We start from the raw sequence: 25,848 nt of genomic DNA on the forward strand, positions 1-25,848 counted from the left end.
AACATGGTGACGGTGCCGGCCGGCGAGCGCTGCCTGCCCGAGGGATTTGAGGAGCTTGAGGAGTTCGTGCCCTATTGGGCGGTCGCCGGGCAGGATGCGCGCCGCTACCAGAGATCGGACACCACCATGGCCGAGATCGAGCGGTTCTACCACGCGGTCTACCCCCGCGCCGACGCGGCGATGGACCACCTCGAGAAGTTCCCCCTGCGCGACATGCCGGGGCCGGAAACCCGCCTCAAGCGCCTCATCCTCTCGCTCGCCCAGGCCTCCATGTCGATCGAAATCCACGGCGAGGCCCGCGTCGCCAACTCGCCATGGCCCAACGAAATGAAAATCATCACTCCAGAAGAACTCTGAAATGACATAACCAACTCAATCATAACAAAATTAATCGGGAGAGCATAATGGGAAACGATTTTTCCAAGGGGAGCGTTCTGCTTGGCGCTTGCCTGCTTACACTTGCGCCGGCTTCGCTTGCCTATGCCCAATCGGCGCCGGATGCCGCATCGGCGGATAGCGATGCCGGGCCGGCCGCGCATGGCGGGGGAGCAGGCGAAATCGTGGTCACCGCCAACAAGCGCGAACAGAATTTGAGCGATGTGGGCGCGACCATCACTGCGCTGGGAGCGGATGATCTGGTCAAGCTGCGCGTGGCGAGTGGGCAGGACCTCGCCAGCGTCACGCCCGGTCTTGCCTATGCGCCCACCACCAATAACACGCCGGTCTACACGCTGCGCGGCGTCGGCTTCTACGAAGCCACCCTGGCGGCTTACCCGTCCACCAGCCTTTACATAGACCAGGCGCCTTTGCCTCTGCCGGTCATGGCGAGCAAGACGGTTTTCGACCTGGAACGGGTGGAAGTCCTGAAGGGGCCGCAAGGCACGCTTTTCGGGAACAATGCCACCGCCGGCGCGATCAACTTCATCGCGGCCAAGCCGACGCGGGAATTTTCCGCAGGCGGATCCATCGGTTACGGCCGCTTCAACACGCTGGAATTCAACGGGTTTGTCAGCGGGCCGGTGACGGATGACCTGAGAGTGCGCTTCGCCACGAGGATCGAGAAGGGGGACGGCTGGCAGAAGAGTTTCTCGCGCGACGATCGCATGGGCGAGAAGAACAATGTGGCCGGTCGCTTCCTGGTCGATTGGGATGCCTCGGATCGCCTCAAGTTCTCATTGAACGTGAATGGCTGGCGTGACCGGGACGAGCCTCAGGCCCCGCAACTCGACCGCCTCAGCATCCAGAACCCGGCAGGATCGGCCGGGATCAGCGTGGTGCCCCCGACCTGGCCGGTCATCAATCTGGTGCCGCCGCCCAAGGGCAGTATACGCGGCGCCGACTGGAGCGATGGGGAATATCGCCCCTTCACCCGCAACAGTTTCTGGCAGGTCGCGCTGCGCACGGACTTTGCCGTCACCGACGATATCACGCTGACGGCGCTGACATCCTATGATCGGCTGAAGTTTCTCAATCAGGCGGATTCCGATGCGACGCCATTGGTCGTCAACCAGTTCGCCAACCACAAGGGCGATGCGAAGTCCTTCAATCAGGAACTGCGGATCGCCAACGGCGGGCAGGACCGCATTCGCTGGGTGATCGGCGCCAATTACGAACGCACCAAAACCGGCGAAATCTGGGATCTCTACAGCCAGGACAGCACCAACGCAGCGCTGAACTCCTTCGGCTTGGTGGTGGACGACAACTACCAGAAAATGAAAAACTACGCGGGCTTCGCCAACATCGAATTCGATGTGAGCGACCAGTTCACCGTAAAGGGCGGCATCAGACAGTCCCAGTCCAACCGTTGGAGCAACATGGCGGGCTATTCCGCGCCGGGCATGCCCAAGCCCCCTGGCATGACGCTGACCACCAATGAATTCTTCAATATCATCTATCCCCTATTGTTTCCGGGAACGCCGCCGCTGGCGGAAGGGGATTCCATCCTCATCGACACGCGGGTCAATCCCGATGGATCGCCGGTCGATCCGGCTACCTACCTCAAGACCGGGCGCTACTTCGGGAAGTTGAAGGAAAGCAGCACTTCCTGGAGCGTGGGCGTGGACTTCAAGCCCTCCGATGATGTCCTGCTCTATGCCAATGTCGCCAAAGGCTACAAATCGGGCAGCTTTCCCATCCTTTCGGCTGCGCTGTATACTGCGGTCGAACCCGTCAAGCAGGAGAGCCTGCTCGACTACGAAGTGGGCATGAAGCTGCAGATGTTCGACCGGAAGCTGTCGGTGAACATGGCCGGCTTCTATTATGACTACACCAACAAGCAATTGCTCACGATATTCGTGGACCCGATCTTCGGCGGATTGCAGAAACTGCAGAATGTGCCGAAATCGCGGGTGAAGGGGGCCGAACTCAGCGTGGTGGCCATGCCCTTCGCAGGGCTGAAGATCTCGGGCGACCTCACCTATCTCGATGCGAAGGTGAAGAGATATGACGGCGCCATCGGCTCGTTCGTCGGGACGGACGGGCTGCGCTACCCGACCCTGGCATCCTTCAAGGGCGTCGACCTGCCGTTCTCGCCCGAACTGTCCTACTCGATCCGCTTCGATTACGATTTCTCGCTCGGTGACTCTCTTGGGGGTTTCGTGGGCGCCGGCGTCAACGGACAGACATCGTCCTACAGCACTCTCGCGGTCACGGCGCAGGATCGTGCCGACTACAAGATCGACAATTATGCGCTGGTCAATGCCACCGCGGGCCTGCGCGCATCCGATGACCGCTGGCGCGTGTGGCTGTGGGGGAAGAACATCTTCAACAAATACTACATGATAAACCGGGTCGAGAACTATGACGTGCATGTGAATTATATCGGCCGCCCGGCGGAATATGGCGTGACCGTGTCGTTCAAGATCTGATCGCATGCGGCCCGGAGTTCCCGGGCAGTGCCATGAGGCGGAAATTTCAGCCGCCCATGCAGGGAGATCATAAAGAGAAACGGGAGAGAGTGCTTTGAGCAAATCGCATAAGGGCCTCGGCCGGCTCGATGGCAAGGTCGCCATCATCACCGGCGCCGCGTCCGGCATCGGAGATTCCACGGCCCGGATTTTCGCGACCGAAGGCGCCAGCGTGGTGATCGGCGACATCCAGACCGCGCTGGGCGAGGCGGTGGCCCAGGACATCCGCGAGGCTGGCCATCAGGCCGATTTCGTCGAGCTGGATGTCAGCAGCGATGCGATGGTGCGCAATATCGTTCGGCACACCGTCGAGCGGTTCGGCCGGATCGATATTCTCATCAACAATGCCGGGATGGAAAACTCCAAGCCGGACATCGATACCAGCGAAGAGGAATGGGACCGGGTGCTGGACGTGAATGCGAAGGGCACGTTCCTGTGCACCAAGCACGCTGTCCCGCATATGATCGCCGGGGGCGGCGGGGCGATCGTCAATATCTCGTCGGTCTATGGAATTGTCGGTTCTCCGGGCTTCGCCGCCTATCATGCCTCCAAGGGCGCGATCCGGACCTATACCAAGGCCGCCGCGGTGGCGCATGCGCCGCATAATATCCGCGTGAACTCCATCCATCCCGGCCTGATCGAGACTCCGCAGATGCGGACCATGCTGAACAACCAGCCGGACCCGGCCGAGGCGGAGGCGCGCTTCACGGCCTATGCGCCGGTCAAGCGCTTCGCCGGGCCGGAAGCGATTGCCTATGGCTGCCTGTATCTTTCCTCGGACGAAGCCCTCCATGTTACTGGCGCCGAACTGGTGATCGACGGGGGCATGGTAGCCTGGTGAAGGAAGGTTGGGAGTAGAACTATGCTGATAAAGATGGTGGCGACGACCTGGCGCAAGCCGGGAATGAGCCTTGAGGAATTCACGGCGCGGTGGAGCGACGAACATGCCCGCCTCGTCACCCGGCACAAGGATGCGATGGGTTTCGTCCGCTATGTGCAGAGCCATACCGTGGCTTCTCCGGAAATCGAGGAATTCGCGCGCAGCCGCGGCTGGGCCAGCCCGCCGGACGGGATCGCCGAATTGTGGTGGGACAGCGAGAATGCCCTGCGCCGGACATTCGCCTCTCAGGCGGCGGCCGAGGCGAGCATGATACTGGCGGAGGATGAAGCGGTGTTCGTCGACACCACGCGCACCGCGGCATTCCTGACCAGGGAATTCGAGGTATTCAACACCATCAAATAGCGCAGGCTGGCCGGGATATTCTGGACAGGCAGCCCGCGGCGGCCCTTCGCTCTTTCAGGGAAGGGGCGCTGCGGGTAACGCTGGCTTTAGCCCAAATGCCTCGCCGCGATCATGGGCAGGGATCGGGATACACGCGGTGGACCTGCTCGATCGCCGCCAGAACCTCATCGTCCAGTTTCAGGTCGATCGACGAAATGTCGGTCTTCAATTGATCGAGCGTGGTGGCGCCAATGATGTTCGAGGTCACGAAAGAGCGGCTGTTCACGAAGGCGAGCGCCATCTGCGCGGGGTCCAGCCCGAAGGCGTGGGCAATCGCGACATAGCGGGCGCTGGCGTCGGCCTGCTGGGGCACATTGTAGCGGACGAATTGCCGGGCCACGTCCAGCCGCGATCCGGCGGGTATGGTGCCCCCGAGATATTTCCCGCTGAGATGACCGGCGGCCAGCGGGGAATATGCGAGCAATCCGACATCTTCGCGCAGGCTGAACTCGGAAAGCCCGCTCTCGAACAGCCGGTTCAGCAGGTTGTAGGCATTCTGGATCGATGCGACCCGGGGCAGAGCCTTCTCTTTCGACAGGCGCAGATATTCGCTGACGCCCCATGGCGTTTCATTGGAAACGCCGACATGGCGGATCTTGCCTGACTGGACCAGGCCGCCCAGGGTATCCAGCGTTTCCTCGATTGCCGCCGTGCCCGGCGCATCGGCGATCTCGTCGAGGCCGCGCTTGCCGAAGACCGGCACGCCGCGATCCGGCCAGTGGACCTGATAGAGATCGATATAATCCGTCTGCAGCCGTTTGAGGCTGGCGTCGATCGCCAGTTCGATGTTGCGCCGGTCAAGATGATTGTCGCCGCCGCGAATGGGAATCCAGCGCGATGGGCCGGAAACCTTGGTGGCGAGCACGATCTTGTCGCGCCCGCCGTTCCCGGCCAGCCAGGTTCCGATATATTCCTCGGTCCGGCCGATGGTTTCCGCCCGGGCCGGGGTGACCGGATACATTTCGGCGGTGTCCAGGAAATTGATGCCTTGCGAGAGCGCGTAGTCGATCTGCTCGTGCGCTTCGGCTTCGCTGTTCTGCGAACCCCACGTCATTGTCCCCAGGCAGATGGCGCTTACATTGATTCCGGTGCGCCCGAGCGGCCTATATTCCATTTGCGTTTACCCTGTTGCGATGGTGCGGCGTCTCCATAGCGCAGCCAAATGCCAATGCGATCAAAGATTTCCTTGAGCGATGAAAATATGAACGCCCAGCATCCGGAAGTCGTCGAATTTTCGGGATTTGTGTCGATCCGCCCGGCTGGCCCGCTCTGCTCTTGCCCCTTGCATTGGCACTCAGGAGGTCAGGATGCGCATTCCACTTCGACCGGAATGGCATTGAGCATGGTGTTGCAGGAAGGGATGTCCATCAGCGTCTCGTCGGCCAGCAGATTATAGTTCACGCCGGGGCGCGACTTTGCGACGGAATCCCCGGGTATGCCCGGCTCGTCGTGGCCCCAGCCATGCGGCAGGCTGACCACCCCTTCGCGCATTTCCTCGCTCAATTCGACCTCGACCACCAACTGCCCGGTGCGGGACTTCACCTTGACCTTCTGGCCATGTTGAACGCCGCGCACCTCTGCATCCCGGGGGTTCATCAGCAGGGTGCACATATGCGGCCCCTTGTTGAGCGTGGGGAATCTGTGCATCCACTGGAATGAACGGATCTGGCGGCGGCCGACCAGCACCAGGCCTTCCGGCTGGCTGCCATTCAGCCAGCGCTGGAAGCGCGGTATATCGGCAATGATCGGTTCGGGCGCGAAATCGATCTTGCCGCCGGGCAAATAGAGTATTTCCTCTATGCGAGAACGCATCGGCCCGTAATCCACGCCATGCGGCATGGCCTTGAGCTTGGCCACGGTGAGTCCGTCCGGATTTTCGCCCAGATGATCGCCATAGGGGCCGGTTCGCACCAGCAGATCGAACATGCGATCCTGGCCTTCTTCCGCGCCCAGATGCTGCAGCACCTGATCGAAGCTGAATCGCGCGGCGACCGCGTTGCCCTGATCGATCAATTGCTGGTGCAGCATCCGCAGCGCGCGTTCGTCCGCTTCGAGTGCGCTTGTGCCCAACAGCCTTCCGACCAGCCCGGAGATGATCTGGGCATCGGTTCGCGAATTTTCGGCCGGCTCGAAGATCGGCGAGCCGTAGCGCAGATAGTCCCGCACCATGAAGAAGGTGTAGAACAGGGTGAAGTCGGACCGGCTCAGCGATTTTTCCGAAGGCAGGATCACATCCGCGTGCCGGCTGGCTTCATTGATGTAGATGTCGAACGACAGCATGAAATCCAGCTTCTCGAGCGCGCGCGTCAGCCGGCCGCCGCCATTGGGAGTGGCCAGGACCGGATTGCCGGCCATCGTGATGAGCGCGCGGATCTGGCCTTCGCCCGGGGTTTCAAGCTCGGGCAGCAGGGCCGAGCACGGCAATTGGCCGGCCAGTTCGGGCAGGCCGGTCGCGCGCGAATGCCACCGGCCATGGGGCAGAACGCCGTCCTGGCAGCGGTCTGAAAAGAATATGGAATCGATGGCCCCGCGTGGAAACATCGATCCGCCGGGCCGGTCCAGATTGCCGGTCAAGGCATTGATGGCGACGATCAGCCAGTTCGTGATCGATCCGAACAACTGCATCGAAGAGCCGATGCGCCCATAGATACAGGCGCGCGGAGCGGCGGCGAATTCACGGGTCAGCGTGTAAATATCCTCGACGGCCAGGCCGCTGGCCCGGCTGGCGGCCTCCACCGAAAAGGGCTTCGCCAGTTCCCTGAGCCGGTCGAGCTTCGTAGCATATTCGCCGATATGCTTCAGATCGACCAGATCCTCATCGAACAGGATATTGACCATCGCGAACAGCACGGCGGCATCCGCGCCGGGCCGGATCGAAAGGTGCCAGTCCGCCAGCTTGGCGGTTTCCGTATGGCGCGGGTCCAGGACAACGACCTTGCCCCCGCGCTGCTGGATCGCCTTCAGCCGGGCGGGCATCCCAGGCGCTATGATGAAGCTGCCGTTGGACTGCGCCGGATTGGCCCCGATCACCAGCAGGTAATCGGTGTTGTCGACATCCGGCACCGGCACCGCGCCCAGATTGCCGAACATGGTGGTGGTGGTCAGGAAATGCGGATGGCAATCCACGCTGGACGAGGAATAGACCTGGGTCGTGCCCAGCGTGGTGGCGAGAAGGGGCGTGTAAAGGCACAGCGCGGGAACATGGGCGAGGCCGGTCCCGAAGTAGAAAGCGATGGCATTCTTGCCATATCGGCGCTGGATATCCTTGATCCGCCCGGCGGTGAAATCCAGCGCTTCGTCCCAGCTCACAGGTTCGAACCGGCCATCGCGCTTTATCATCGGGGCGGTCAGCCGCTCCGGATCGTGGTGATAATCCTTGAGGGCATAGACTTTCGGGCAGACGTAGCCATGGCTGAGCGGATCGGACTTGTCCCCCCGCACGCCGATGACTTGCCGGGTGGCCCGGTCTATGGTGACTTCCGTGCCGCAATGCTGGTCGCAGAACCCGCAGCTGCGATAATGGACCTCGACATCCCCCGCTTGCTCAGCCTTGCCCATCGTCTCACCTTCCGACCGTTCCGCTTCTTCACCTCGGCATGGGTAGTGCTGCTCCACTGGCGCCTTGCTCGAACCGCGTTCCCCGGTTCAGCCGTGATCCTTCCATTCGTTGATCCGGCCGCGCGCGCTGAATCCGAAGATCGTGCAAAGCTTGAGGTCGTATGTCTCGCCCGCATTCGCCCAGTTGGGAATGTCTTCCTGGGCGGTTCCGCAAAAACTGGATTCGATGATTACCAGATTGTCGCCGACCGTGATCCGGGTCGGTTCGGCGAAATGCCGGTCCGGGGAAAGGCGCTCCGAAAAATTGGGGAAGATTGCCAGGAGGTCCTTCCATTTCTCGAGCTTGTAGCCGCGATTGTAATGCGCGAAATCCATGTCTTCCTCGACCAGATCGGTCATCCGCTCGAAGTCCTTGGCGTTATATGCCTCGATGAAATCCAGCGCGACTTGCTTGATGTCGGTCATGCTTGTCCTCTCCAAAACTTGGCGCCTGCATTCCTGCCTACGGGGTATGCGCGAGGATAGGCGCGGCAAGCCAGTCCAGGCTCGGCCATTGCGGTCCAAAATACCGGACAAATCGGCTTTCGCGAAGGTGTGCCATGAGGGGCCTGTGGTGGACTGAGGCGCGCGCATGGGGTAGAGTTTCGCCATAATCGGGCCTGAGCCGCGATAGTGGGAGACAGATGATGAGCGCGGCTTCGGGCGCGTCGGTCCAGCTTTTGGGCAATATCCCGGGAATGGCGGATTTTCGGCCGCCTTACACGCGTTATGACGATATCGCATCGTTTCGGGGCGACTGGTGCAGCAATCTTTTCGATTGGGACGTCACGCCACGGGCGGGCGCTTATCAGGGCGCGCTGTTCAGCCGCCGGCATGAGGATGTGGTTTATTCCGACATCATTTTCGGGGCATGTCGCGCCGACCGCAAGACCGGCCATATCGGCCGCCACGATGAGTATATCGGCATCAATCTCTTCCTGTGCGGGCAGGCGGAGATCCACCAGCACGGCCAGGCGGAAACCGTCACCGCGGGCGATCTGTTCCTGTGGGATGTTTCCAGCCCGACCCATTTCACCACCAGCGCCGAAACGCGCTGCCTCAATATCTTTCTCCCTCGCGCCGTGATGGATCGCAGGGCGCTTTCATTGCGCCATTTCCTGGGGAGAAGGCTGGGCCGCGAGCATGAGCTTTCGCCCCTGCTGCTCTCCCACCTGCTGACCCTGCACAGGGTGATCGACGCGCTTTCCGAAAAAGGGCGCGAAGATGCGCTGCGGATGACCCTGGACATATTGTCCAGCGGCTTCAAACCGGACGACGCCCTGCCCGACACCTATTCCTATCTGCGGCGCAATTTCGTCAGGATCACCAGCCTGATCGACGACAATCTGTCGGACGAAGATTTCTCCGCGTCGCAATGCGCGGCGATGCTGGGGCTGAGCGACCGCTATATGCGACGGGTGATGGCGCAGTTTGGCGTCACCTTTTCTTCCTATATCAGGAAGCGCCGGCTCGAATGCGCGGCGGACGCATTGCGCTCCAGGGCGTTTTCCCGGAACAGCGTAACCGGGATCGCCGCCAGCTTCGGTTTCAGCGATCCGTCCTATTTCGCGCGGCTGTTTGCCAAGGAATATGGCCGCTCCCCATCGGAGTTCCGCTCGTAAGGCTAGGGCTCTTTGCGGGACAGTCCGGGATCAAGCTCTTGATCGCGGGTCGGCGGAACGATCTCCCGCTGGCACAGGTCAACTTCCCGAAAACCATTTTCAGCCGGTCAAGGGCCGGTGATACGAGTGTCGAACCTACCCGTCTGATGGGGTGTGACCCATGCCGTTCGATAGATTCCGCGCGTTGTCGTCCGCGCTTGCCTTGCTGGGTGGCATGTTGCCGCTTGCCGCCCCGGCGGCCCAGGCTGCCGGAGACTACGGCTGCGACAGCCGCACGATAAAGGCCGCGCCGGTCAGGCTGGCTTCGGTGCCGGTCAACCGCTTTCTCGACTCCCTCGGGGTCAATATTCATATCGACCAGGGATACGATCCCGACAGCTACATCGAGCCATTGCACTATCTCGGCGTGCGGCAAGTGCGGGACGGCAATCGCAATGTGAACAACATGCTTCATCTGGCGCGGGAAACCGGGGTGCGGTTCTCCCTGATCTCCACCGGCAATATCCCGCATGTGATGGGCGTGGCCAGAATGCTGGCGAAAGCGGATGCCCTGCTGGCTGTCGAGGGGCCGAACGAGCCGAATAATTTTCCGATAGAATACAAGTGGCGCAAGGGAGGGGGAAGCCACGGCTGGGTGGTGGTCGCGGAGCTTCAGCGCGATCTCTATGCCCAGGTGAAATCGGACCGGGTGCTCGGCAAATATCCGGTGTTCGGCCCGTCAGAAACCGGCGCGCAAACCGAAAATGCCGGGCTGCAGTTCCTGAAGATACCCAAGGGCGCCGACACGTTGCTGCCGGAAGGCACGGTGTTTTCCGACTATGCCAATGTCCATAATTATGTCGGCGGGGTGGATAATCACTATGGCGATAACCAGGCCTGGAATGCCGCCGATCCGACGCTGTGGGGGGAAGGGAACGGGCTCGTCGCCAATCACGGGCGGACATGGCATCGCAGGTTTCCCGGCTATAGCGACGATCAGCTTCCATCCTTGCCGCGCGTCTCCACGGAAACAGGTTTCCCCGCCGGCGCGGATGCCAGGGAACAGCATCGACAGGGCGCTGTGCTGGTCAACACCTATCTCGCGCAGTTCCATCGCGGCTGGACCTATACCTTCCTCTATCAACTGCGGGACAATGAGGGCGGCAAGAGCCTGCAAGGGCTCTACACGGGCAATCGCCTCAAGCTCGCCGCCCATTACATCCACAATCTGACCGCGATCCTGGCAGACGATCCGAAGGCCGCCGATCCAAAGCCGGGAACTGTGCAGTTCGCTACGGATTCACCTGCGGTGCATGCGCTGGCCTTCGCGAAAAGCACGGGCAAGCGGGCAGTGGTTGTTTGGGGTGAGCGCGTCAGCGGGAGCGATCCGGCCCGGGTGGATTTCGGCTCGCCGGTTTCGGTGAAGATATTCGATATAACCCGGGGCAAGGAGCCGATAGATACCCTCGGTTCGGTGCGCTCGGTCTGTCTCGACCTTTCCGATCATGCGATGGTGCTCGAATACTGACGGCCCCGCCCCGGCTGGTATCGGATCGCCTAGGTTTCCATATCCATGTCCAGCAGCAGATAGATTGCAGCCTTCTGCCAGTGCAGCCCGGCGTGCAGGCTGGCATAAACCCCGCCCGGCAAGGCGTTCTGGATCACGAATTTGAGCGCCAGCAGGCCGGGCAGGGCATAGCGTTGGACGGTGCCGGGCATGACCCGGTTCAATTCGGCCTGGACTCGATCCACGGTCAGGAACTCTGCCAGGCGTGCATATTCATCCTGTCCCACGGCGACCACTGTAAGGTCGAGCGTGTCCGCCTTGTCGCCGGACCGGCCGCATGCGATGTCCCCCACCTTCATGGGATGTTGCTCCATTCGACCGAAGGTTTCACGAGTTCGCGGTCGATGTAGCCATTGACCACTTCCAGCCGGGGGCGCTGCTCGCTGCGGACCCCGCATCCGCCGGCTGGGCCGGAAAGGGTAAGGGCATAGACTTCGTCTTCGGCCAGCTGGGCGTCGCCGGCATCGTCGAATTTCGCGGAGACATGCACTCTCACTTCCGGCGGTTCGCTGTTGATGGCGCGCGATGCGGCGCCCAGCACGGAATTGAGCCCGACCAGATCGATCCTGAGATCCTGCTCCGGAAGATGCGCAAGGCGAAGGCGCAGGACATCGGCGGCGCGGCGCGCCCGGTCGAGCGCTCCGCGCCCGGCGAAGGCGATCTCCACATCGCTGATCGCGCCGGGCCGGTCGACGAAGCCGGATACCTTGAGCCTCGCCGGCCGGTCTGCGGCGCGGGCGCCCGAGACGCGAACGCGGGAGGGGCCGATCTCCTCGATCGATACTCCGCTGAAATCCACGGTCAGATCGGGCGTTATATAGGCCGACGGGTCATGCACTTCGTAAAGCAGCTGCAACGTGCAGGTCAGCCGATTGATAAGCGCGGGGCTTCCATCGACCACCGTGATTTCCGCCGTCCCATCCTCAAAGACGCGGGCAATCGGATAGCCGAGATTGGCAAGGTCGCTGCTGCCAAGCGGCGGAACGCCAGGCGCCTCGAAATTGCCGCCGGTAAGCTGCCCGGAACATTCGAGCAGATGTCCCACCGCGATTGCACCGGCGAATGCGTCCTCGCTGCCATCGAGATACGGCAGGAGATCGCCGGCGAACAGGGCGGAATCGGCGGTGCGGCCGGTGACTATGATGTCGGCCTGGTTCTCGACGGCCTCGACGATGCCGTTCGTGCCGAGATAGGCATGGGCGCCCAGCAAATCGCCCTCGATCGACCCGTCCCATGCAATCCGGTCGGCCAGATGACGGACATCGTCACCGATCGCCGCCGCGATGCGCATTCCGGACCGGCCGAGATCCTTTGCAAGGCGCTCGATCCGTTGCGCGCCGGATACCGGATTGGCCGCCCCGAAGTTGGAGATGATCCGGCACTTGCTGCTCGCCGGAGATTGAAGGATCGGCGTCAGCCGCCGTTCGATCCGGGAATCTGCGCCGCTGCCGGGATCGCGGCGCCGCGCTCTCAGCCCGGGGACAAGGGTGCGCTCGGCCAGGCATTCCAGCACGATGGTGTCGACCTGCCCGGATTCCGCCAGCTTCACGGCGGGATCGGTGCGGTCGCCGGCAAAGCCCGCGCCGCAGGCGATGGTGCGGACAATGCGGTCGTCGGTTCCGCTCATCAGCGCGCCTTCGGCAGAGCGTAGGCGATCACATAATCTTCCGCCGGGCTGCGCAGCGAAGCATTGCCGCCCGCCGCGATGACGATGAACTGGCGGCCGCTCCTGGGGCTGACATAGGTCATCGGCGTGGCATGGCCGCCCGTCGGCAGCGGGGCTTTCCACAGCAGCTTGCCGGTGCGGCTGTCGAAGGCGCGGATCAGCCTTTCCTGGGTGGCGCCGATGAAGATCAGGCCAGTGCCGGTCGACAAGGTTCCGCCGGTGTTGGGGACGCCCATGGGCAGCGGCAAGGTGGATCGGAACCCCATCGGCCCGCTATCCGCGCTGGTGCCCAGCGGCTTTTGCCAGAGCAGCTTGCGGCTATCGAGATCGACCACGCCGATCATGCCGAAGGGCGGCTGGGTGCAGGGCATGTCCAGCGGAGAAAGGAACGGCTCGTTCAGCACGGCAAAGGGCGTGCCCGCCTGCGCGGTCGGGTCGCCCATATGGACCATTCCCGTTTCGGTCGGCTGGATGTCGCCCGCTTCGGCCCTTGGCACCAGCCGCATGTAGATCGGCACGCGGTTCCAGTTCACCACCAGCAAGCGCCGTTGCGGATCGATCGAAACCCCGCCCCAGTCCACGCCGCCCAAGGTGCCCGGATAGAACACGGTCGGCTTGACGCCGGGCGGAGTATACGGCCCGTCATGCCGCGCGCCCTTGAAGCGGATGCGGCACCAGAGTTGGTCGAGCGGAGTGGCGCCCCACATCAGCCTTTCGGAAAGGACGGTGTCGTCGAAGGAGGGCATGCCGACGGAGAAGGGCTGCGTCGGGCTGAGGAAATCGCCCGCGGCCGGTCCTTGCGGGACAGGCTTTTCGACGACTTCGGTAAGCGGCGTTCCGGTCCGCCGGTCCAGCACGTAGATTTGCCCCTGCTTGGTGGGCTGGATCAGCGCGGGGACGGTCGCGCCGTCGATAGGCAGATCGATCAGAGTGGGCTGCGCGGGCACGTCATAGTCCCACAGATCGTGGTGGACGGTCTGGAAATGCCAGCGCACCTGGCCGGTCCGGGAATCCAGCGCGACCACCGAGCTTGAATATTTCTCGCTGTTGGGGGAGCGGTGTGCGCCCCAGTAATCCGGCGTGGAATTGCCTGTCGGCACATATACCAGCCCCAGGGCCTCGTCGCCGCTCATGGGCGCCCAGCTATTGGGCGTTCCACGCGAATAGGTCTGGCCTTCCTCCGGCTCGCCGTGGAAATCCGGGCGGTCCATGTCCCATGCCCAGGCGAACTTGCCGTCGGTCGCGTTGAATCCGCGGATGACGCCGGAGGGTTCGCCAACCTCCTGATTGTCCATCACCCATCCGCCGATCACGACGATCCCGTTCACTATGGTCGGGGCGGAAGACACGTAATAATAGCCGAAGCGCACTTCGCCCATGTTCTTCTTGAGGTCGATCGTGCCGCCATTGCCGAAGCCGGTGCAAACCTCGCCGGACCTGCTGTCCAGCGCCATCATCCGGGCATCGGTGGTTGCGAATATGATCCGTTCCGCGCAGGCACCCGCTGCGTCGGGCACCTTGTAATAGGCCACCCCGCGGCAGACGGTGCCCGGCGGCGCATTGACCTTGGGGTCATATTGCCAGCGCCGCTGGCCGGTTTCCGGATCGAGCGCGATGATGATGTTGTTCTGCGTGCAGAGATAGAGCGTATCGCCCACCATCAGCGGGGTCGCTTCGAAACCGAGGCCCATCTTCACGCCGGTGCGATAGGTCCAGGCCTTTTCCAGCCCGGCGACGTTGCCTGCGTTGATCTGATCGGCCCGGGAATACCGTGAACCGCCCAGGTCGTTGCCGTAATGCACCCATTCGACCGGCCCCTCGGCGCTTGCGGGAGAGCCGCCATAGGGGAGATCCTGCGTGCGATTGGCGCCGTAAAGCCACGCCGCTACGGCCGCGATGAGCACGAGAGCTGCCGGGATCGTCACCTTGGCGCCCAATTCCCTCAGCCAGGGCGCCGCCACCCAAAGCCCGAGGACAGCCGGAGCGAGCAGGCGGGCTTGCAGGCCCCATCCATTCCCGCCGCTTTCCCACAGCGCCCAGACCGCCGTGGCCACGAGCATGAGGAGATAGAGCCATATGCCGCGGCGATCCCCGCGCGCGACGAAATAGGCTGACCCGCCGACCGCAAGCCCGGCCAGCAAATAATAAGGGCTTCCGCCCAGCGTCAGCAACCGGAGGCCGCCGGCAACCAGCGCCGCCGCGATCAGGCCGAGCACTATCGCCAGAACGGGGCGATTGCGGTCAGCCCGCCACCTGGATGACGTATCCGATCCGTTTCCCTGCAGCCAACTGCTCCAATATCCTGGGCGCCGCGAAGCGTTTTCGGAAGGTGTCATAAGTGCCTTGTGGTCCTCTTGCCCGCCACCGGATTTGTTGTCGTCTGGGTGGCTGGGGCGAAGACCTATCGCAGGAGTTCGGCGATGCGCAAGGGCCACGCGAAAGTTTTTCGTACAGCTGACTTATTTCAGTTGGCGGCCCTCAGCGCCGTTCTGTCGATCCCATTGCGGGCCATGCGGCGATAAAGCGTGGATCTCGATATGCCGAGCGCCTTGCACGCGGCGGAGATATTCCCCGCGCAAGCCGTTATCGCCTGTTCAATGGCCTGACGCTCCTGCCCGGGATGGCGGATCGCCTCGCTGCCCGGGGCGCAGGCAGGGGAAGGCATGGCCAAATGGGCCGGCAGGCAATCGACATCGGCAAGGCCGTGCTCGGCAAAGAGCGTCGCCGTTTCGATGACATTGCGCAATTCCCGCACATTGCCCGGCCAATCATGCGAACGCAGCCGCGCGAGAGCGGCAGGGGAGAACGAAATCGGGGCACATTGATGCTTCTTCGCGATCAGCGGCAGGAAGTGCTCCACCAGCCTCTCCATGTCTCCGTCCCGCTCGCGCAGGGGCGGAATGCCGATGCTCACCACCGCAAGCCTGTGGAACAGGTCCTTGCGAAACCGCCCTGCCGCCACTTCCTGGCGCAGGTCGCGATTGGTCATTGCGATGACTCTGACATTCACCCGGCGGATCGTGTTCTCCCCGAGCCGGGTGAGTGCGACTTCTTCCAGCACCCGGAGCAGGTAGGATTGAAGGTCGAGGGGGAGTTCGCCGATCTCGTCAAGGCAAAGCGTGCCGCCATCGGCCAGCTCGAAACGCCCCTTCCGTCCCTCTGCATTCGCCCCGGTGAAGGCGCCCTTGCCATAGCCGAACAATTCGCTGGCGATCAGCTCCCTGGATACAGCGCCGCAATTGAAGGTCACGAATGGGCCGTTCGCGGTCGTCCCGCTGCCGTGGATGGCCCGTGCGAACAGCTCCTTGCCGACGCCGGTTTCCCCTTCGATCAGCACCGGCAATTTAAGGCGAGCGACTTTTCTCGCGCGGTCGATGGTGGTCTGGATTTGGGGGCTTTGCCCCACGATCGCGGCAAAGCTGCTTCGGTTGGGGTCCGTCTCGTCGCCAGCCCGCTGGTGCCGCTTCAGGTTGGGTGCGCGGAGAGCGGAAGGAACGGTGACCAGATAGCCGCCGACTTCGCCGTCGAGATAGACCGGCTCGATCCAGTCGTTCGCTATGCCCGGCAAAAGACTGTCGGAAACCGTGTCCGATGGCTGGAACACGCGTTGGCCGGATATGAGCTGGGGCGAAGGCGGGGCCAGCCTGTCCCGCAGCAGTTGCGCGGCGAGGCTGGAGGCATAGGTGAGGCGGCCCGTGCTATCCAGCAGCAGCAGGCCATGATCCTGCGCCACGGGGCGTTCCAGTGCCGCCTCCAGCAAGCGCCGGCGCATGACTTCCGCCTGGTGCGCAAGCGCCTGCTCGATGCGATGCGCGTTGAACACGGCGAGCGACACAAGGCTGCCGTTGGCATCCTGACTGCGGGCGGAGAGGTTCAATATTCCGGCCATGCTGCCGTCGACCGGGCTGGTGATCGGAACCGCGGCGCAGCTCCATTCCTTCATCCGCTCGCAATAATGCTCCCCGGCATGGACCAGCATGGGCCGCGCGGCGACGAGCGCCACGCCGATGCCGTTGGTGCCGGCGGATCGTTCTTTCCAGTCGCCCCCTTCGCTGAGCGCTATATCCATCCCGGCGCGGGCGGCCGCGGCGTCGCCCGCCACTTCCAGCACGATCCCCTCGGCATCCGTCACCAGCATGATCGCATCGGTGTCATGCAGCATGCGGGCCGCGTCGGCCAGCGTATCGGCCGATGCATCCAGCAGCGACCGATTCTCGCGCCTGCGGGCTTCAAACCCGTCCACATTCAGCAGCGGCGCGTTGGTGATGGACAGATTCACCTGCGCGGCGCGGCAGCGTTCCCAGGAATCGATGATCGGGCTGCGTGCGGCCAGCCTGTCGCGCGAAGCGCCGCCCAGAAACGCTTCCCAGGAATGATCGAGTTCACGCATGCTCTGCTCGAAAATCCGGTCGAGAGAACTGGCTGCGTCATGGATGGCTATGCTGCCTGGTTCCAAAGGCTTTTCCTCCCCGATGGATCATGCCCGGTTCTCACGGCGGGGCTTGCGCCATTCGATCAAGCTGGCGACTATACAGGCCGAAGCCGCTCTTGCGAAGAGCGGGAAACGCAGGGTGGAATCCCCGGCTGTTTCAGGGAAGCGGCTGAAACAGCTGACACATTGATTGTGTCACCGGCCTGACACAACCAGGCGGTTGCCGGTGATCGGCCACTTTTGATTTTCTCGTAAATTCTCATGAAAAACAGATGACTATTTATCCTTGGGGTCAGTGCCGTCCAGGTGGCACGATCTTTGCTGCGATGAACGCGAATGCCGGAATGGCCCGAGGGAGAGAGCGATTGTCCGATCGAGCAGCCATGCGCTGTGCAGCCTTATGCGTTTTCAGTGCCGCCTTCATGTCCATCGTTTCCATTCCCGCATCCGCGCAGATGGCGGTTCCCAAGGCCAAGACCGTGTCCGGCGAAAAGCTGTTCGGCCAGCAATGCGGCGCATGCCACGCAACAAAACCCGGCGAGATCCGGGTCGGTCCTTCGCTTGCCGGAATTATCGGGCGCAAGGCCGCAAGCCAGCGCGGATATGGCTATTCCCCCGCCCTCAGGAAGAGCGGGCTGACCTGGACCAGGGACAGCATGGACAAGTGGCTGACCGACAGCGGCACGACCGTTCGCGGCACGACCATGGTCTATTCGCAGGCCGATGCCGCGAAGCGCCGGGCCATCATCGATTATCTCAATACACTTCCAAGATAGGGGCCAATTCCATGGCGAAATACATTCATTCCATGATCCGCGTGCTGGATGAGGAGAAATCGGTCGGTTTCTACGACAAGGCACTCGGCCTCAAGGTGGCCGACCGCTATCCGTTCGACGGCTTCACCCTGGTCTATCTCCGCAACCCGGAGAACGACGTGGAACTGGAACTGACCATCAATCATGACCGGGCGGAACCTTACACCCATGGCGATGGCTATGGGCACATTGCCGTCACCGTGCCCGATCTGGATGCGGAACATGCCCGGATGGAAGCCGCCGGGATCGCGCCGCAGCCGATCAAGGAATTCTTCCGCGAGGGATCGCTGATGGCGCGCTTCTTCTTCATTCAGGACCCCGACGGCTACAAGATCGAGGTGCTCCAGCACCACGGCCGATACGTCTGAACCGAATACAATAAGCAAAACACATAGGAGAGGGTGAGATGCGGACCGTTGACAGGATCGACGTGATGAGCAGGCGCAATTTCATCGGCCGCTCGGCCGGGACAGCCGCCTTGCTTGCGGCCAGCCCGGTGATTTCCGGCAAGGCCCATGCGGCGGAGGCGCTCAAGACCGCGCCAGCCTCCGCCATGCCTGCCTTGGTCAGGATGGCGCGCGACCTCTATCCGCACGACCGCCTGCCGGATTCCATCTACGAAATCGCGGTGGCGATCATCGACGAGCAACTGGCCGGTGACGCGGACGGGAAAGTCACGCTGGGGCAAGGGGTGGGTGAGCTGGACGCGGCGGCATCCGCCTTGAAGGGCGTGCCATATCTCTCGATTGCGGGGGAACAGGATCGCGTCGAAGTGCTCAAGTCCCTGGAAAAGGCGGGATCGCCTTTCTTCGGTGCGATGCGGTCCAGCATGATTACCGCGCTCTACAACCAGGAAGAGATCTGGGCGAACTTCGGCTACGAGGGCTCGTCCGCCGAAAAGGGCGGATACCTCCATCGCGGCTTCGACGATCTCGATTGGCTGCCGGCATAAGCGGGCGCGGGGAGGGCAGGATAATGGCTGGAAAGTTCGATCTTGATGACGATTCCGTCGTCGTGGTCATCGGCTCCGGAGCGGGCGGCGGCACGCTGGCGAACGAGCTTGCGCAGAAGGGCGTGAAGGTGGTCTGCCTCGAAGCGGGCGCGCGCTACGAGATCCAGGATTTCGTGAACAATGAATGGGAAAGTTTCGCGCAGCTCGCCTGGAGGGACCCGCGCACCACCTCCGGCAGTTGGCGGGTCGCGCAGGACTTTCCGGGCCTTCCGGCGTGGATCGTCAAGGCTGTGGGCGGCACCACCACCCATTGGGCGGGCGCTTCCCTGCGCTTCCAGGATCATGAGTGGAAGGCGCGCACCCACTACGGCGAGATCGAGGATGCCGCCCTGCTCGACTGGCCGATCGACGGGGCCGAAATGGCACCGTGGTATGCCAAGGCGGAACAGAAGATGGGCACAACCGGCACCAACGGCATTCCACGCCTGCCGGGCAACAACAATTTCAAGGTATTCCATGCCGGCGCTACCCGCATCGGCTACAAGGATGTCCACACGGGCAACATGTCCATCAACAGCCAGCCTCGCGATGGGCGCGGCAGTTGCCAGCAGCTCGGCTTCTGCTTCCAGGGATGCAAGACCAGGGCGAAATGGTCGACGCTCTATACCGAGATTCCCAAGGGCGAAGCGACGGGCCGGCTGGAAGTGCGCCCGGAAAGCCATGTCCTGCGGATAGAGCATGACGCGAGCGGCAAGGTCACGGGCGTCGTCTATGCCGACAGGACCGGCGCCATGCAGCGCCAGAAGGCGCGGGTCGTGGCGCTGGCCGGCAATTCGATCGAAAGCCCCCGGATGCTGCTCAATTCGGAAAGCAACCTGTTCCGGCACGGCCTCGCCAATAATTCGGGCCATGTGGGCCGCCACTACATGCGGCATACGACCGGCTCGGTTTACGGCATCTTCGAGAAGCCGGTGCATATGCATCGTGGCACGGTGATGGCGGGAATTGCGCGTGACGAAGCGCGGCTCGATACCAGCCGCGGATTTGTTGGGGGCTATGAGCTGGAAACCATCTCGCTCGGGCTGCCGTTCCTCGGCGCCTTCCTGAATCCCGGTAGCTGGGGCCGCGACTTTACCGCCGCCGTCGATGCATTCGATTACATGGCGGGGATGTGGATCGTGGGCGAGGATATGCCGCGCGCCACCAACCGCATCACGCTGAACAGCGAGGTGAAGGACCAGTTCGGCATGCCGGTCGCCAATGTGCATTACGACGATCACGAAAACGACATCGCCATGCGCAACCATGCCTACAGGCAGGGGCAGGCGGTCTATGAGGCCGTCGGCGCCAGGCGCACCCTCCTGACGCCGCCCTATCCTTCGACCCACAATCTGGGCACGAACAGGATGAGCGAGAAGCCCGAGGATGGCGTGGTCAACCGTTGGGGGCAAAGCCACGAGATCAGCAATCTGTTCATTTCGGACGGCAGCCAGTTCACCACCGGCGCTGCCGAGAACCCGACGCTGACCATCGTGGCGCTGGCCATCCGCCAGGCGGATCACCTTGCCGGGCTGATGGCGCGCAACGAAGTGTGATGGCAAAGGCGCTGGCGAGCGATATCGACATACGGCTTGCGCCTGAGGGATCGGCGGGGGCGGGCAGCGCTGCGGTAATCGAGCGATTGCGCTCGGTCGTGGGGCGGCGGCATGTCCTGACCGGGAAAGCCGGGACAAGCCGCTTCGCCACGGGTTGCCGGGTGGGCGAAGGGCCGGTCCTGGCGGTGGTGCGCCCCGGCACTCTGGTGGAACAGTGGCGGGTGCTGCGGATCTGCGTGGCGGCCGGGGTGATCGTGATCCCGCAAGCCGCCAACACCGGGCTGACCGGCGGTTCCACGCCTTTCGGGGAATATGATCGTCCGGTGATCCTCATCAACACGATGAGGATCAAGGGGCTGCATCTGATCGACGAGGGCAGGCAGGTGGTCTGCCTGCCGGGCGCGACGCTGTATGATCTGGAAAGGGCGCTGGCGCCGCTCGGGCGGGAGCCGCATTCGGTGATCGGCTCGTCCTGCATCGGCGCATCGGTCTTCGGCGGCATCTGCAACAATTCCGGCGGGGCGCTGGTCCGCCGCGGCCCGGCCTATACCGAGCTGGCGCTGTATGCGGCGCTGGATGAGCATGAGGCGCTCCATCTCGTCAATCATCTGGGGATCGGGCTGGGCGACGAGCCGGAAGCCATTCTGGACCGGCTGGAAAAGGGCGCATTCACGGCCGCCGACGTCCTTGCATCGAATGATCGCCGCGCATCGGATCACGAATATTGCGACCATGTCCGGCATATCGACGCCAGCTCGCCCGCGCGCTTCAACGCTGACCCTTCGCGGCTGTTCGAGGCTTCGGGCAGCGCCGGCAGGATCATGCTCTTCGCCGTGCGGCTGGATAGCTTTCCCAGGGATGCCGAGACGCAGACCTTCTATATCGGCACGAACGACACCGCCGCCCTTGCGGAATTGCGCCGCTCGATCCTCGGCGGGTTCGCCTCGCTCCCCGTCTCGGGAGAATATGTCCATCGCGATGCGTTCGACATGGCGACGGAATATGGCAAGGACACCTTCCTTGCGATCCGCCACCTCGGCACGGATCGCCTGCCCGCGCTGTTCGGCGTGAAGCGGCTTTTCGACAGGCTGCCGGCCGGGGCCAATTTCGGCGACAGGGTCCTGCAGGCCGTGTCCCGGCTGTTTCCGGATCACCTGCCTGTGCGCTTGAAGCAGTTCCGCGATCGTTTCGAGCATCATCTGATCCTCAAGATGGCGGGAGAGGGCATTGGCGAAGCGCACGCCTACCTCTCCGCCGCTGTCGGGAAGCTCTCGCTCGATTACATCGAATGCACCGGGGAGGAGGCCAGCGCCGCATTCCTGCAGCGCTTTGCGGTCGCGGGCGCGGCCATACGCTATCGGGCGCTGCACCCCCGGCAGGTGGAGGATATCGTCGCGCTGGACATCGCCTTGCGCCGGGACGACCGCGACTGGTTCGAGACGCTTCCGGACGAGATCGCGCAGTCCGCCGAGAAGATCCTCTATTACGGGCACTTCTTCTGCCATGTGTTCCATCAGGATTACATCATCCGCAAGGGCGCCGATCTCGGCGCCTTCAAGCGCCATATGGGGGCGGCGCTCGAAGCGCGGGGCGCGGAATATCCGGCCGAGCACAATGTGGGCCATATCTATGCGGCCAAGCCCGCGCTGGCTCGCCATTATCGGGCGCTGGACCCCTGCAACCTGTTCAATCCGGGGATAGGACAGACATCCCGCCGATATGGATGGAAATAACCGAGAAGATTTCGATTTCCCGGCGGCGGATAATCCGGGTGATATAATCGTGATAAATAAAGCTGTTTCCCGCTAATCATAATCCTGCTGTATTCTGTGAAACGAATATACCCGGCTAAGGCCCGGCAAGGCCTCCATCCCCCAACTTGACTATCCGGTGCTGGCCCGATGCTGGCGCAATCGATGACGGGAATCCGTCAGGATTGCGAAATGGCCGGTTTGTGTACCGTAGTCATCGTGGAATAGCGCCGCCTTCGGCCCTTCGACCGGGCGTGAATGCGCGGCGGCTAGTTTCCGTTTTCGATTGATCGAGGAGGCTGAACGGAAATCCATACCTGGAAGGGCAAGCGATACATTTCGGCAAAATCGTCGGACAAAATTATTCAACGTAATATCGGCGGAATAGAGGGAGGATTACAATGAGAAGATTGAGGGCAATCACCTGCGCGCTATGCGCGTCGGCCGCATGTCTGGGCACGCCGGCGCTGGCGCAGGGTGCGCAAGGCGGTGTGGACGAGAATGACGGCAGGCTCGGTGAAATCGTGGTCACCGCGCAGCGCCGCTCCGAATCCCTGATGGAAGTGCCTGTCGCGGTGTCGGCGCTCGGGGCCGACGATCTGGCCCGCCAGGGCATCACCTCCACCTTCGGCCTGAGCGGCTCGGTGCCTTCGCTCCAGGTCACCAGCGCCTTCGGCGATGCGCAGCCGAACTTCACCATGCGCGGCATCGGCGTGGGCAATGAATATGGCGCGAACCAAGTCTCTCCGGTCGGCATCTATACCGATGACAACTATCTCAGCGCCCGGACCATGCATGGCCTCCAGCTCTACGATCTGGAACGGGTGGAAGCCGTCCGCGGCCCGCAGGGAACGCTTTACGGGCGCAACACGACCGGCGGCGCGATCAACTTCATCTCGGTCAAGCCCAGTCTCGAGGCCGGCGCGCGCGGCTATCTCGAAGCCGGTTACGGCCGCTTCCAGGAAGTGCGGGGCCAGGGCGCGGTCGAGGGCACGCTGATCGAGGACAAGCTCGGCTTTCGCGCATCGGCCAATTATGTCGAGGCGGATGGCTTCGTGAAGAATATCTATCCCGGCCAGCCCGACGCGAATTCGAAGGATTCGATCGCCGGACGGCTCATCATCCGGGCGAAGCCGGACGAGCGGCTGGATGTCATGCTCAAGTTCACCGGCAGCAAGGGTAAGCCGACGCAGGCGGCCGCCTATCACCTCAACGACAATTCGGGCATTTCCGGCTATTTTCGCTCCAACGACAATCTGAGTTTCTTCGAGACGAACCAGCCGGATCTCGGCTTCAACGATATCGCCAATGCAGGGGCGCAATTGACGATCAATTACGAGTTGAGCGACAATTTCTCGATCCAGTCGCTGTCCGCCTACGACTGGTCGCGCCAGAACCTGTCGCAGGAAGGCTCCGGCACGCCTGTTGTCGGCTTCCTCCAGACCAATTACGGGGATGTCTACAAGCAGTTCAATCAGGAACTGAAGCTGATGTATGATTCCGACCACACGAATGTGCAGGCCGGTGTCTATTACGGCTGGGACAAGATCAACAACGAGGATCGCTACCGGCTCGTCAGTACGCTCTATTTCTACCAGCACTATATCCAGGTGCGGAAATCCTATGCGGCTTTCGCGCAGATCAACCAGAAATTCGGCGATCACCTCGGCTTCACCCTGGGGCTGCGCTACACCAAGGATACCAACCGGCACAGCGACGCCTATTCCTTCCTCACCCAATTCGCGGACCCGGCCACTTCGCCGCCGTTCTCGACCTATGATTTCGATCCGGCCGATCCGGATGCGGCGTCGATCACCTTCACCCACGGCGCGATCCTGCCGGACGGCACGATCGTTCCGGAAGCGGCCAAGAAGCGGAAGAGCAGCCGCCTGACCGGCAAGGTCGGGCTGGACTATACGTTCGATGGCGGAGCGATGATCTACGGCCATTACAGCCGTGGTTATCGCGCCGGCTCGTTCAGCAGCCAGTTCTACGCCGGAAACCCGATCGACTTCGTTCCGCCGGAAAAGGTCGATGCCTATGAAGTCGGGCTGAAGACGCGTTTTCTGGACGGGCGCGCCAATCTGACGGCGGCGGCGTTCCTCACGAAATACAAGAACCAGCAGCTCAACGAAGTGATCGGCACCACGGGGTTCATCCGCTCCGCGCCCGGCTCGACCATCAAGGGCGTGGAGCTGGAAGTCAACGCGCGCCTGTTCAGTGGCCTGGATGCGAACCTCGGCTTCACCTATCTGGATGCGACATACGACAAGCTGACGCTTTCGGGAGTCAATCTCGATGGCAACACCTTGCCCAATGCTCCCGAAGTGACGATCAATGCCGGGTTCGACTGGACCGTCGCGCCGCTGGGCGCCGGGAATATCGTGTTCTCGCCCAACGTGGTCTACACCAGCAAGCAGTATTTCTCGCCCTTCAACAACGAGGACGGGAACCAGAACCTGCACGCGCCGGATGTTTTCCTGGTCAACGGCAATCTCGGCTGGGAAAGCGATCAGTTCGCCTTGCGGCTGTGGACGACCAACCTGCTGAACAAGAAGTATTTCATGTATGGCCTGAACCTGCGCAGCGCCTTCGGATATGACTACATGCTGCACGCCCCGCCGCGCAGCTATGGGATTACCGCCCGCTATAGTTTCTGACGGGCTTAGCGGCCGGCCGCAGCTTTTTCCTCCCGCGGCCGGCCGTCTTTTTCGCGGATTGCGCCTTGTCGCGATCTGTCCGTGCCGCTGGACGGCTGGGCTATTGATAGGTGGTCGCGGAGTGAATCCTCGCGGTCATCGCCGCCCGGTTGCGGACCCCCAGCTTGCGATAGATCTTCCGCAAATGGTTCTCGACCGTGAATTCGGAGATGCCGGTCATATAGGCGACCTGCTTGTTCTGGTTTCCGGCGCTCACCAGCCTCGCAATCTCGCGTTCGCGCGGCGACAGCGCGGTCATCGCGTTATCCGGCGACCATTGCCTGTTCCCCGACAGCACCGATCGCAGCAGGCCCCGGCCGCCCGCGCCGCTCAGCGTTTCTTCGAGCAGCTGGCCGACCACCATTTGCGAGATCGCGGAAATCTCATGCTGGAACAGGCGGCGGGCGACATCGCTCTTGTGATGGCTTCCGTTCCTGCAATGCGCGCCGATGACCAGGATGAAGTCCGGCAGCAATTGCTGCACCCATGCTCCGACCACATCGACCGAATAGTAGTTTATGAAGGACTTGTAATGCTCCGCCGCCCGGGCCGCCGAACTCAGCTGCCGGTCTTCCCACCAGATCAGCTTGCCGCTGCGGTCGGACTGGTCGACGATGCGGGTGAACGGATCGTGCCGGAACACGCGGCCGTGCTGATAGGCATATTGCGCGGCCGGGGAGACGCCGCAGTGATGGAGGTAGGTCACGGTTTCGGAATGGGCCGAACGATCGGTGAAGAAGATCGACAGCGTGTCGAGGCCGCAGGCGGAAACCATCTGATCCGACCGTTCGGCAATGTCCGCTGAAACCAGCATGTTTCCCCTCCTCATGCGCCGTTAAGAGCGGTCGAACTGTATTCGATCAATTTCGTCCGACCATATTGGGAAACGAGCCGATTTTCAATCGAAAGCGGAGGTTTCGGGAATTGCTGCCAATCCGGTATGAATGAGGGAAATTCGTCACTTGGCTTTTTCACGCAGCCTGAG

At 62.4% G+C, this 25,848-nt stretch carries 20 protein-coding genes; 12 read left to right on the plus strand and 8 right to left on the minus strand.

All coding sequences use genetic code 11. The annotated features are described in order from the left end of the window. Positions 1 to 3 precede the first annotated feature (3 nt). The 4 genes from U8326_RS00905 (at position 4) to U8326_RS00920 (ending at position 4,149) form a co-directional block, all read left to right on the plus strand. Positions 4 to 357 carry a hypothetical protein gene (locus tag U8326_RS00905; protein ID WP_324741792.1) on the plus strand — a complete coding sequence of 118 codons (354 nt, stop codon included), beginning with the start codon at positions 4 to 6 and terminating at the stop codon, positions 355 to 357. 47 nt (positions 358 to 404) lie between these two features. Next, positions 405 to 2,867 (plus strand): TonB-dependent receptor, encoded by a 2,463-nt coding sequence (locus tag U8326_RS00910; protein WP_324741794.1) that lies wholly within the window; start codon positions 405 to 407, stop codon positions 2,865 to 2,867. 94 nt (positions 2,868 to 2,961) lie between these two features. Beyond that, on the plus strand, positions 2,962 to 3,747 hold the full coding sequence (locus U8326_RS00915; RefSeq protein WP_324741795.1) for an SDR family oxidoreductase: 786 nt from the start codon (positions 2,962 to 2,964) through the stop codon (positions 3,745 to 3,747). A 21-nt stretch (positions 3,748 to 3,768) separates the two neighbouring features. After that, entirely contained in the window at positions 3,769 to 4,149 is a 381-nt protein-coding gene (locus U8326_RS00920) for an EthD domain-containing protein (protein ID WP_324741796.1), read from the plus strand. Between the two features lie 109 nt (positions 4,150 to 4,258). Here the strand turns inward: U8326_RS00920 and U8326_RS00925 are convergent, their stop codons facing one another. The 3 genes from U8326_RS00925 to U8326_RS00935 form a co-directional block, all read right to left on the minus strand. Beyond that, positions 4,259 to 5,302, minus strand: coding sequence for an NADP(H)-dependent aldo-keto reductase (locus U8326_RS00925; protein ID WP_324741797.1), 1,044 nt, complete (start codon positions 5,300 to 5,302; stop codon positions 4,259 to 4,261). A 188-nt stretch (positions 5,303 to 5,490) separates the two neighbouring features. Continuing rightward, complete coding sequence (locus tag U8326_RS00930) at positions 5,491 to 7,746, minus strand: molybdopterin-dependent oxidoreductase (RefSeq protein WP_324741798.1); 2,256 nt, start codon at positions 7,744 to 7,746, stop codon at positions 5,491 to 5,493. A gap of 87 nt (positions 7,747 to 7,833) precedes the next feature. Next, positions 7,834 to 8,211 carry a nuclear transport factor 2 family protein gene (locus tag U8326_RS00935; protein WP_324741800.1) on the minus strand — a complete coding sequence of 126 codons (378 nt, stop codon included), beginning with the start codon at positions 8,209 to 8,211 and terminating at the stop codon, positions 7,834 to 7,836. A 218-nt stretch (positions 8,212 to 8,429) separates the two neighbouring features. Between U8326_RS00935 and U8326_RS00940 the strand changes: the two genes are divergently transcribed. Then, positions 8,430 to 9,407, plus strand: coding sequence for a helix-turn-helix domain-containing protein (locus U8326_RS00940; RefSeq protein ID WP_324741801.1), 978 nt, complete (start codon positions 8,430 to 8,432; stop codon positions 9,405 to 9,407). Positions 9,408 to 9,567: 160 nt separating this feature from the next. After that, on the plus strand, positions 9,568 to 10,914 hold the full coding sequence (locus U8326_RS00945) for a hypothetical protein (protein ID WP_324741803.1): 1,347 nt from the start codon (positions 9,568 to 9,570) through the stop codon (positions 10,912 to 10,914). Between the two features lie 29 nt (positions 10,915 to 10,943). On the opposite strand, the gene U8326_RS00950 is transcribed toward U8326_RS00945, so the two are convergent. From U8326_RS00950 to U8326_RS00965, 4 genes are all read right to left on the minus strand, one after another. After that, a complete protein-coding gene (locus tag U8326_RS00950; protein WP_324741804.1) occupies positions 10,944 to 11,267 on the minus strand; it encodes a hypothetical protein in 324 nt (107 codons plus the stop codon). Then, on the minus strand, positions 11,249 to 12,580 hold the full coding sequence (locus U8326_RS00955; RefSeq protein ID WP_324741805.1) for an acyclic terpene utilization AtuA family protein: 1,332 nt from the start codon (positions 12,578 to 12,580) through the stop codon (positions 11,249 to 11,251). The genes U8326_RS00950 and U8326_RS00955 overlap by 19 nt, the downstream gene beginning before the upstream one ends. Then, positions 12,580 to 14,835: a membrane-bound PQQ-dependent dehydrogenase, glucose/quinate/shikimate family gene (locus tag U8326_RS00960; protein ID WP_324741806.1), complete on the minus strand. Its 2,256-nt coding sequence runs from the start codon at positions 14,833 to 14,835 to the stop codon at positions 12,580 to 12,582. Before U8326_RS00960 ends, U8326_RS00955 begins: the two co-directional genes overlap by 1 nt. A 248-nt stretch (positions 14,836 to 15,083) precedes the next feature. Further along, complete coding sequence (locus U8326_RS00965) at positions 15,084 to 17,075, minus strand: sigma-54-dependent Fis family transcriptional regulator (RefSeq protein ID WP_324741807.1); 1,992 nt, start codon at positions 17,073 to 17,075, stop codon at positions 15,084 to 15,086. 398 nt (positions 17,076 to 17,473) lie between these two features. Between U8326_RS00965 and U8326_RS00970 the strand changes: the two genes are divergently transcribed. The 6 genes from U8326_RS00970 to U8326_RS00995 all read left to right on the plus strand — a co-directional run bounded on the left by U8326_RS00970 (position 17,474) and on the right by U8326_RS00995 (position 24,824). Then, positions 17,474 to 17,827 carry a c-type cytochrome gene (locus U8326_RS00970; protein ID WP_324741808.1) on the plus strand — a complete coding sequence of 118 codons (354 nt, stop codon included), beginning with the start codon at positions 17,474 to 17,476 and terminating at the stop codon, positions 17,825 to 17,827. Positions 17,828 to 17,838: 11 nt separating this feature from the next. Then, positions 17,839 to 18,234: a VOC family protein gene (locus tag U8326_RS00975; protein ID WP_324741809.1), complete on the plus strand. Its 396-nt coding sequence runs from the start codon at positions 17,839 to 17,841 to the stop codon at positions 18,232 to 18,234. Between the two features lie 38 nt (positions 18,235 to 18,272). Then, positions 18,273 to 18,818: a gluconate 2-dehydrogenase subunit 3 family protein gene (locus U8326_RS00980; RefSeq protein ID WP_324741810.1), complete on the plus strand. Its 546-nt coding sequence runs from the start codon at positions 18,273 to 18,275 to the stop codon at positions 18,816 to 18,818. 23 nt (positions 18,819 to 18,841) lie between these two features. Then, positions 18,842 to 20,413: a GMC family oxidoreductase gene (locus U8326_RS00985; RefSeq protein ID WP_324741811.1), complete on the plus strand. Its 1,572-nt coding sequence runs from the start codon at positions 18,842 to 18,844 to the stop codon at positions 20,411 to 20,413. Continuing rightward, on the plus strand, positions 20,413 to 22,146 hold the full coding sequence (dld, locus tag U8326_RS00990; protein ID WP_324741812.1) for a D-lactate dehydrogenase: 1,734 nt from the start codon (positions 20,413 to 20,415) through the stop codon (positions 22,144 to 22,146). The genes U8326_RS00985 and dld overlap by 1 nt, the downstream gene beginning before the upstream one ends. Before the next feature lie 419 nt (positions 22,147 to 22,565). Then, positions 22,566 to 24,824: a TonB-dependent receptor gene (locus tag U8326_RS00995; protein WP_324741813.1), complete on the plus strand. Its 2,259-nt coding sequence runs from the start codon at positions 22,566 to 22,568 to the stop codon at positions 24,822 to 24,824. A 100-nt stretch (positions 24,825 to 24,924) separates the two neighbouring features. On the opposite strand, the gene U8326_RS01000 is transcribed toward U8326_RS00995, so the two are convergent. After that, positions 24,925 to 25,677 carry a response regulator transcription factor gene (locus U8326_RS01000; RefSeq protein ID WP_324741814.1) on the minus strand — a complete coding sequence of 251 codons (753 nt, stop codon included), beginning with the start codon at positions 25,675 to 25,677 and terminating at the stop codon, positions 24,925 to 24,927. Positions 25,678 to 25,848 lie beyond the last annotated feature (171 nt).

It is taken from the genome of Tsuneonella sp. CC-YZS046 (assembly GCF_035581365.1).
GTDB lineage: Bacteria > Pseudomonadota > Alphaproteobacteria > Sphingomonadales > Sphingomonadaceae > JAWKXU01.

Bases quoted from the DNA above. Each gene is read 5' to 3' on its own strand.
- U8326_RS00905 (WP_324741792.1), top strand. From the start codon at position 4: ATGGTGACGGTGCCGGCCGGCGAGCGCTGCCTGCCCGAGGGATTTGAG.
- U8326_RS00910 (WP_324741794.1), top strand. From the start codon at position 405: ATGGGAAACGATTTTTCCAAGGGGAGCGTTCTGCTTGGCGCTTGCCTG.
- U8326_RS00920 (WP_324741796.1), top strand. From the start codon at position 3,769: ATGCTGATAAAGATGGTGGCGACGACCTGGCGCAAGCCGGGAATGAGC.
- U8326_RS00925 (WP_324741797.1), bottom strand. From the start codon at position 5,302: ATGGAATATAGGCCGCTCGGGCGCACCGGAATCAATGTAAGCGCCATC.
- U8326_RS00930 (WP_324741798.1), bottom strand. From the start codon at position 7,746: ATGGGCAAGGCTGAGCAAGCGGGGGATGTCGAGGTCCATTATCGCAGC.
- U8326_RS00935 (WP_324741800.1), bottom strand. From the start codon at position 8,211: ATGACCGACATCAAGCAAGTCGCGCTGGATTTCATCGAGGCATATAAC.
- U8326_RS00940 (WP_324741801.1), top strand. From the start codon at position 8,430: ATGATGAGCGCGGCTTCGGGCGCGTCGGTCCAGCTTTTGGGCAATATC.
- U8326_RS00945 (WP_324741803.1), top strand. From the start codon at position 9,568: ATGCCGTTCGATAGATTCCGCGCGTTGTCGTCCGCGCTTGCCTTGCTG.
- U8326_RS00950 (WP_324741804.1), bottom strand. From the start codon at position 11,267: ATGGAGCAACATCCCATGAAGGTGGGGGACATCGCATGCGGCCGGTCC.
- U8326_RS00955 (WP_324741805.1), bottom strand. From the start codon at position 12,580: ATGAGCGGAACCGACGACCGCATTGTCCGCACCATCGCCTGCGGCGCG.
- U8326_RS00970 (WP_324741808.1), top strand. From the start codon at position 17,474: ATGTCCATCGTTTCCATTCCCGCATCCGCGCAGATGGCGGTTCCCAAG.
- U8326_RS00975 (WP_324741809.1), top strand. From the start codon at position 17,839: ATGGCGAAATACATTCATTCCATGATCCGCGTGCTGGATGAGGAGAAA.
- U8326_RS00980 (WP_324741810.1), top strand. From the start codon at position 18,273: ATGCGGACCGTTGACAGGATCGACGTGATGAGCAGGCGCAATTTCATC.
- U8326_RS00985 (WP_324741811.1), top strand. From the start codon at position 18,842: ATGGCTGGAAAGTTCGATCTTGATGACGATTCCGTCGTCGTGGTCATC.
- dld (WP_324741812.1), top strand. From the start codon at position 20,413: ATGGCAAAGGCGCTGGCGAGCGATATCGACATACGGCTTGCGCCTGAG.
- U8326_RS00995 (WP_324741813.1), top strand. From the start codon at position 22,566: ATGAGAAGATTGAGGGCAATCACCTGCGCGCTATGCGCGTCGGCCGCA.
- U8326_RS01000 (WP_324741814.1), bottom strand. From the start codon at position 25,677: ATGCTGGTTTCAGCGGACATTGCCGAACGGTCGGATCAGATGGTTTCC.